This is a genomic window from Streptomyces sp. NPDC002156 (genome assembly GCF_053593675.1).
Genome location: NZ_JBSFDA010000022.1, coordinates 80,368 through 87,339 on the forward strand (window position 1 = coordinate 80,368; position 6,972 = coordinate 87,339).

At 69.8% G+C, this 6,972-nt stretch carries 5 protein-coding genes; 3 read left to right on the plus strand and 2 right to left on the minus strand.

Annotation, left to right across the window (positions count from 1 at the left end; translation table 11 throughout):
* Window positions 1–372 precede the first annotated feature (372 nt).
* Complete coding sequence (locus ACWCRB_RS12715; RefSeq protein WP_369032909.1) at window positions 373–816, plus strand: cell division protein SepF; 444 nt, start codon at window positions 373–375, stop codon at window positions 814–816.
* A gap of 39 nt (window positions 817–855) precedes the next feature.
* Here ACWCRB_RS12715 and ACWCRB_RS12720 read toward each other — a convergent pair whose 3' ends face one another.
* Window positions 856–2,052 (minus strand): acyl-CoA dehydrogenase family protein, encoded by a 1,197-nt coding sequence (locus ACWCRB_RS12720; RefSeq protein ID WP_450996056.1) that lies wholly within the window; start codon window positions 2,050–2,052, stop codon window positions 856–858.
* A gap of 644 nt (window positions 2,053–2,696) precedes the next feature.
* Window positions 2,697–4,313 carry an MFS transporter gene (locus tag ACWCRB_RS12725; RefSeq protein WP_450996057.1) on the minus strand — a complete coding sequence of 539 codons (1,617 nt, stop codon included), beginning with the start codon at window positions 4,311–4,313 and terminating at the stop codon, window positions 2,697–2,699.
* A gap of 255 nt (window positions 4,314–4,568) precedes the next feature.
* Here ACWCRB_RS12725 and ACWCRB_RS12730 point away from each other — a divergent pair, with 255 nt between their 5' ends.
* Window positions 4,569–5,768, plus strand: a complete 1,200-nt coding sequence (locus tag ACWCRB_RS12730) for a mannosyltransferase family protein (RefSeq protein ID WP_450996058.1) — start codon at window positions 4,569–4,571, stop codon at window positions 5,766–5,768.
* Window positions 5,769–5,985: 217 nt separating this feature from the next.
* On the plus strand, window positions 5,986–6,972 hold a 987-nt coding region (locus tag ACWCRB_RS12735), incomplete at its 3' end, for a phosphatase PAP2 family protein (protein WP_450996059.1).

The following is a 6,972-nucleotide window of genomic DNA, read 5'->3' on the forward strand; positions in this document are numbered from 1 at the left end:
GCGCCGGGACGACCTTCGAGGCGGCGGACGTACAACGTGTTTCTGAAGGACTGATCATGCGTCAGATCCACCTCGGAGGCGACCGGGCCTCCGTCGACCGCGTCTGAGGCTCCGTCAGGAATGCGGGCAGGACGCCCATTCACCCATACGTCCCAACGCTCACCCATACGCCACGAAGAATCATATTTCACTCTCAGTCAGCAGCCGCACACAGCAAGACCCTTGCGGCGCGGGGGCTCTCGACGAAATGGTTGTGCACCAGTACCGTCACGAAACCCCCGCGCGGCGTCTATTCACTTGGCGCGCCATCCGCATCATGGATGACGATAGGGATGCGGAAAGCAAGAAGGACCGCTGTGAGAGGAGGCGTCCATGGGATCGGTACGCAAGGCAAGCGCCTGGCTTGGCCTCGTCGACGACAACGATGACGAGCGTTACTACAACGACGACGACTACTCCGAGGGAACCGAGCAGCCCGGGGATGCCTGGGTCACGGACCCCCGGGTCAAGGTCGCCGGCGAGGTGGCCGAGGAGAAGGGCCGTCGGATCGGCACGGTCACCCCGGACAGCTTCCGGGACGCCCGCGCCATCGGCGAGCTCTTCCGGGACGGCGTCCCGGTCATCATGAACCTCACGGCCATGGAGCCCGCCGACGCCAAGCGCGTCGTCGACTTCGCGGCAGGCCTCATCTTCGGTCTGCGCGGCTCGATCGAGCGGGTGTCCAACCGCGTGTTCCTGCTGACCCCTTCCGACACGGAGATCGTCAGCGGAGAGGCCCAGCCGCACCGGGCGGACGGTTTCTTCAACCAGAGCTGAGGCAAGGCAGCTCACCGGCCGCGCCGGCCGCTGTTCAGGTCAGCGGAAGGCGTCAAGTCCGGTGAGCGCCTTGCCCAGCACCAGCTGGTGCATCTCGACGGTGCCTTCGTACGTGAGCACCGACTCGAGGTTCGTCGCGTGCCGCATCACGGGGTATTCGAGCGAGATCCCGTTGGCGCCGAGGATCGTCCGGGCCGTACGACAGATGTCGATGGCCTCGCGTACGTTGTTCAACTTGCCGAAGCTGACCTGCTCGGGACGCAGGCGGCCGGCGTCCATGCGCCGCCCCAGATGGTGGGCGAGCAGAATCCCCTTGTGCAGCTCGACCGCCATGTCGGCGAGTTTGGCCTGGGTGAGTTGGAACCCCCCGATGGGACGCCCGAACTGCTCGCGCGTCTTCGCGTACTCGACGGCGGCCTCGAAGCAGGACCGGGCCGCGCCCATGGCGCCCCAGACGATCCCGTACCGGGCATGGGAGAGACAGCTGAGGGGCCCGCGCAGCCCGCTGGCACCGGGCAGCACGGCATCACCGGGCAACCGCACCTCATCCATCACCAGCTCACTGGTGACGGAGGCACGCAGGGACCACTTGTGCTTGATCTCGGGCGCGGAGAAGCCGGGGCTGTCGGTGGGCACGACGAACCCCCGGATCCCGTCATCGGTCTGCGCCCACACGACAGCGACACCGGCGACGGACCCGTTGGTGATCCACATCTTCCGCCCGCTGAGCACCCAGCCGCCGCCCAGGCCATCGCGCTTGGCGTAGGTACGCATACCGGCGGGGTCGGACCCGTGGTCGGGCTCGGTGAGCCCGAAGCAGCCGATGACGTCGCCGGAGGCCATCCGGGGCAGCCAGGTCTGCTTCTGCTCCTCACTCCCGAAGGCGTGGATGGCGTACATGGCGAGGGACCCCTGCACGGAGACAAGGGACCGGATTCCGGAGTCGGCGGCCTCCAGCTCCAGACAGGCAAGCCCGTACTGCACGGCGGAAGCCCCGGCGCACCCATACCCGTCGAGCGACATCCCAAGGGCACCGATACCCCCAAGCTCCCGAGCAAGCCCTCTGATATCCGGCAGCTCCCCGTCCTCGAACCACCCCCCGACATACGGCAGCACCCGATCCGCAGCCCAGGCCCGCACGGTGTCCCGGATCGCCAGATCCTCCGCGTCGAGCGTGTCGTCGAGCCCGAGCAGGTCGGCGGGATCAAAAGGGGGCAGCTTCGCAAACCCAGCCACAGAGAAGCCTCCGATAACTTTAACTAGCATCGCTAGTTACAACACCCCGACGCTACGACGAAGCATGCCGCACGTCCACGGCTGAGCACGAGATCGATCGCCGCCTACGGCCTTTCCCACCCGCCCGCCCGTGCGGGCCTGTCCATTTGCGGACGTCTCCTGTGGCGGCTGACGTTCGTCGGCGGCTGCGGGTCAGGACCTTTCCCGCCCGCCCACCCGTACGGGTGGGTTCAATCGCGGGCGTCTCCTGTGGGGGCTGGCGTCCGTAGGCGGCTGCAAGTCAGCGTCAGAACTTCTCCCACCGACCCGCCCGTGCGGGCCGACTGACATGCAGGCCTCTCACCCGACAAGGTGTGAGCAATGCCAGCAGCGGCCCGCCGAACCACCCGCAGCCGCCAACGCTCCCCCACGCCCCACGGCAGAGGTCCACGCTGCGACCCACCCGCACGGGCGGGAAAGGTCCCTGGCCCGCAGCCGCCGACGAACGCCAGCCGCCACAGGAGACGCCCGCGATCGAACCGACCCGCACGGGTGGGCGGGTGGGAAAGGTATTGACCCGCAGCCGCCGGCAGACACCCGCCCCCACAGGAGACGCCCACGTCTCGATCAAGCCGCACGGGCGGGCGGGTGGGCGAACCCCCCGTTCACACCGACACGCGGCTCCCCGCAACCTCCCGAGGCCCAGGCACCGCAGCCAGCCCACCAGCCCCGCCACACTGCATGACCCGCGGCAACCGCAACGCCATCACCGCCCCCAGCACCAACAACCCCGCACTCACCAGCAACGTCACATGCAGCCCGTGCACAAACGCATCCCGAGCCGCCGAACGAAGCGCCGCCCCAGGCGACCCCCCGAGCCGCCCGGCAACCTCGTACGCCTCGCCCAGCGAATGCCCCGCCGCAGCCGACGCCGACGCAGGCACCCCGGGCACCGACCCCACTCCCGGTGCATAAGCCGCGTTCATCACACTTCCCAGGAGCGCGATCCCGATCCCCGCGCCCAGCTGGTACGACGTCTCGCCGATCGCCGCAGCCCCACCCGCCTGCTCCGCCGGAGCCTCGGCCAGCATCGACTCGTACGCCCCGAAAAGTGTCGTCTCCAGGCCGAAGCCCAGCAGCACGAACCCGGACAGCAACAGCCCCGGGTTGTCCCGCCCGCCCATCGCCATCAGCAGCACGACCGCCCCCGCCGTGAGGCAGAACCCGGCGCACACCATCGTCCGCGGCCCGAACCGCCGCAGCAGCCGCGCCCCCGCCAGCCCGGCCGCCATCGCCGCCAGCGTCAGCGGCAGCAGCCGTAGCCCGGTCTCCAGGGGCGAGAGCTTCAGCACAAGCTGCAAATACTGCGCCGCGATCAGCTCGAGCCCGACCAGCGCGAGCATCGCCAGCACGATGCACCCGACGGACGTACTGAACGCGGGCCGGGCGAACATCCGCAGGTCCACCAGCGGATGCTTGCGCCGCCGCTGCCGCCGTACGAAAACAACCAGCATCACCGCACCCGCCACCAGCGGCGCGATCGTCAAAAAACTCCCCGCGCCCTCCCCGCCACCCAGCCGCTTCACGCCCAGCACGACCCCGAACAGCCCGCCCGCCGCCGTCAGCGCGCCGACCACGTCCCACGGACCGGTGTCCTGCCCGCCGCGCGACTCGGGCAGCAGCAGCCGGCCGACCGGAAGGCTGACCAGCATCAGGGGGATGTTGACGAGGAAGACCGAGCCCCACCAGAAGTGCTCCAGCAGGAAGCCGCCGAGCAGCGGCCCGACCGCCGCGCCCACCGCCGCCACCGCGCTCCACACGCCGATCGCCAGCGCCCGCTCGTGCCGGTCGGGGAAGACCTGCCGCAGGATCGAGAGCGTCGCGGGCATGATCATCGCGCCGCCGACCCCCAGCAGCGCCCGCGCCAGGATCAGCACCTGAGCACTGTCGGCGAGGGCGGCAAGACCGGAGGCGACGCCGAACAGCGCGTACCCGAGAAGCAGGATCCGCCGTCGGCCGACGCGGTCGCCCAGCGTGCCGAACAGGATCAGCAGCGAGGCGCAGACCAGCGGATAGATGTCGACGATCCAGAGCAGCTCGATCGCGCCGGGCCGGAGGTCCTCGCTGACGGCGGGTACCGCCACGTGCAGCACGGTCGCGTCGACCGCGACGAGCAGCAGACTGGTGCAGAGGACGAGAAGGACGACCCAGCGGTTGGCTCCGGCACCGGCCCCGGCCGCCCGGCGGCGCAGCGCAACGGCAGCCCTGGTCGTCCCGGACATGTACGTACCTCCAAGGTTCCCTCGCGTTCGGCGGTCCGCGGGGTGGGGACTCCCCGGGGCTCCGGCTGAGGAGGAGCGGTGTCCTCAGTCCGCGCGGCGAATAGCGAGTGGTCCGACAGCGTACGCGAGTTCGCAGCGGCGAAAAGTGTCGGACCTCTCACCCACCCACGGAACCCGTGTGGTGTACACCACGCACCCGGCGGGCCGCCCACCTCCCCGTCCGCCCCTGTTCGATACGCCGTCGATAATCGACCGGTGACCGACCTCGGAACCCGCCCGCCCCCCGCGCTCCCGGCGCTTCCCACGCTCCGCCGAGCGGCGCCCGCCCTCCTCGGGTACGCGGCCGTCCGTCTGCTGGGCCTGGTGGCGCTGGCCGTGTGGAGCGCGGCGCGGGACAAGAGCGCGTACAAGCTGCTGACCGCCCGTTGGGACTCGGTCTGGTACACCCGGGTCGCCGAACTCGGCTACGGCTATGAGGTGCGTCTCCCCAACGGCGATGTGCACTCGAATCTCGCCTTCTTCCCACTGCTGCCCTGGCTGGAGCGGCTCCTGGCTTCGGCTACCCCGATGTCGTACGCCGACGCGGGCTTCGCGGTGAGTGTCGTCGCCTCGCTGGCGGCCGCGTGGGGGGTGTTCGCGGTCGCGGATCACGTCTACGGCCGCCGGGCCGGCGTCTGCGCGGTGCTGCTGTGGGCGGTGCTGCCGGTCGGGATCGTCCAGTCGATGGCGTACAGCGAGTCACTGTTCACGGCGCTGGCCGCCTGGTCCCTGTACGCGGTCCTCACCGGCCGCTGGCTGACGGCGGGCACCCTGGCCCTGCTGGCGGGCCTGACCCGCCCGGTGGGCCTCGCGGTGGTGGCGGCCGTGTGGGCGGCGGCCATCGCCTCGTCCGTACGAGACCGAGGCGTCTCGTACGTACAGGACCGGAGCACGCCCGCCACCCCGCACGGCGCGCCCACCTGGCGACGCGCCCTCGCCATGCTCATCGCGCCGCTCGGCGCCGCCGGGTACGTCCTGTGGGTCGGCCACCGCACCGGCAAGGGCCCCCTGGGCTATCTGGACGTCCAGGCCGGCTGGCGCAACGGTTTCGACGGCGGCGCCGCCTTCGCCAGCTTCGTCGCCGACAAGTTCACGTCGTTCCCGTCGGCACTGGCCGGGATCGGACTGATCGTCGGCGTGGGCCTGCTGATCTGGCTGTACGTGGTCTGCGTGCGGCAGCGCCAGCCGCTGCCGCTGCTGGTGTACGCGGGTGTCGTCACCCTGCTGGCCCTGTGCGCGTCGAGCTACTTCGGCTCGAAACCACGCCTGTTGCTGCCCGCCTTCCCCCTCCTGCTGCCGCTCGCCCTGGCCCTGGCCCGGCTGCGTACGTCCAGGTCGGCGCTGGTGACGGGCGCGGTCGCGGTGGCCTCGGCGGTGTACGGGGCGTTCTGGCTGAACGGCTCAGGACCGCCCTGACCGCCGGGCGAATTCCGGACGACCGTACGGTGAACCAATTCGAAAGAGCCATTAAACAAGCTCGCCGCATGATCAATGGAAATGAAGGGAAGGTGCGCTCCTCAATAGGGATTCTGCGGAATTAAACATCATCCTGAGAGGAATCCCACATCACATCGTCATTACAAAGCCGCAGATTGGGCGGAGAACTGCGCTCACTCGCTGTAACGTCGATTGAGTGAGTACCGAAGGAAACCTCGCCCGTCTGGACCGGGTGTTCGCGAGGCTGGACCGGGAACCGGAACGGCCGACCCACATCGATGTGCCGAAGATGAGCAGGCACAGGATCGCGCTCCTTGTCGCGACCCTGGCCTTCTACCTCGCCACCGTGTGGGCCGTAGTGATCACCTCATGGCTGGTCCGGCTCGACTGGCAGGTCATGTTCTTCCGGCCTTACCAGCAGTGGCCGGAGATCCACGCGTTCCTCGACTACTACGTGGTGCTCGGCCAGCGCGGCCCCACCGCCGTGATGATCTCGGCGTGGCTGGGCTGGCGCGCCTGGCGTCAGCACACTCTGCGCCCACTGCTCGTGTTCGGTGTCGCGCTGCTGCTGCTCAATGTCACCGTGGGTGCCGCCAAGATCGGCATGGGCCGGCTCGGACCGCACTACGCGACCACCATCGGCTCGAACGAAATGGGCATGGGCGGGGATATATTCCCCAGCGGTCACACCGCGAACGCCGTGGTGACCTGGGGGATCCTGGCCTATCTGGCCACCGGCCCGCTGGCCAGGCGCTGGCTGTCCGCCGGTTCGGCGCTGATGTCCCTCGGCGTCGGCCTCACCACGGTCTATCTCGGTACGCACTGGCTGAGCGATGTCGTCCTGGGCTGGGTCGCGGGTCTGCTGGTCCTGCTCGCGCTGCCGTGGTTCGAGCCGCTGATCCCCCGTACGGAGACCTGGATCCTGTCGCTGCGCGACCGCTGGCGTGCCCGTGGCAAGGGCACCAGCACGGCGCCCGTACCGGCCCGGGTGGGCACTCCCGCGCTGCTGGGGCCGCACGCGACCGCCGAGGAAGAGGCCACGGCCCGCGAGAACACCACCCCGGCGGCCCGCTCGTCCCGGACGCCCACCCATCCGGCCCATCCGCACGCGGCCCGTTCGGAGCGCACCCCGATCACACCGACCGGCAGCCGCCGTCCGCCGCACGCGGACCGCGCCCCGCGC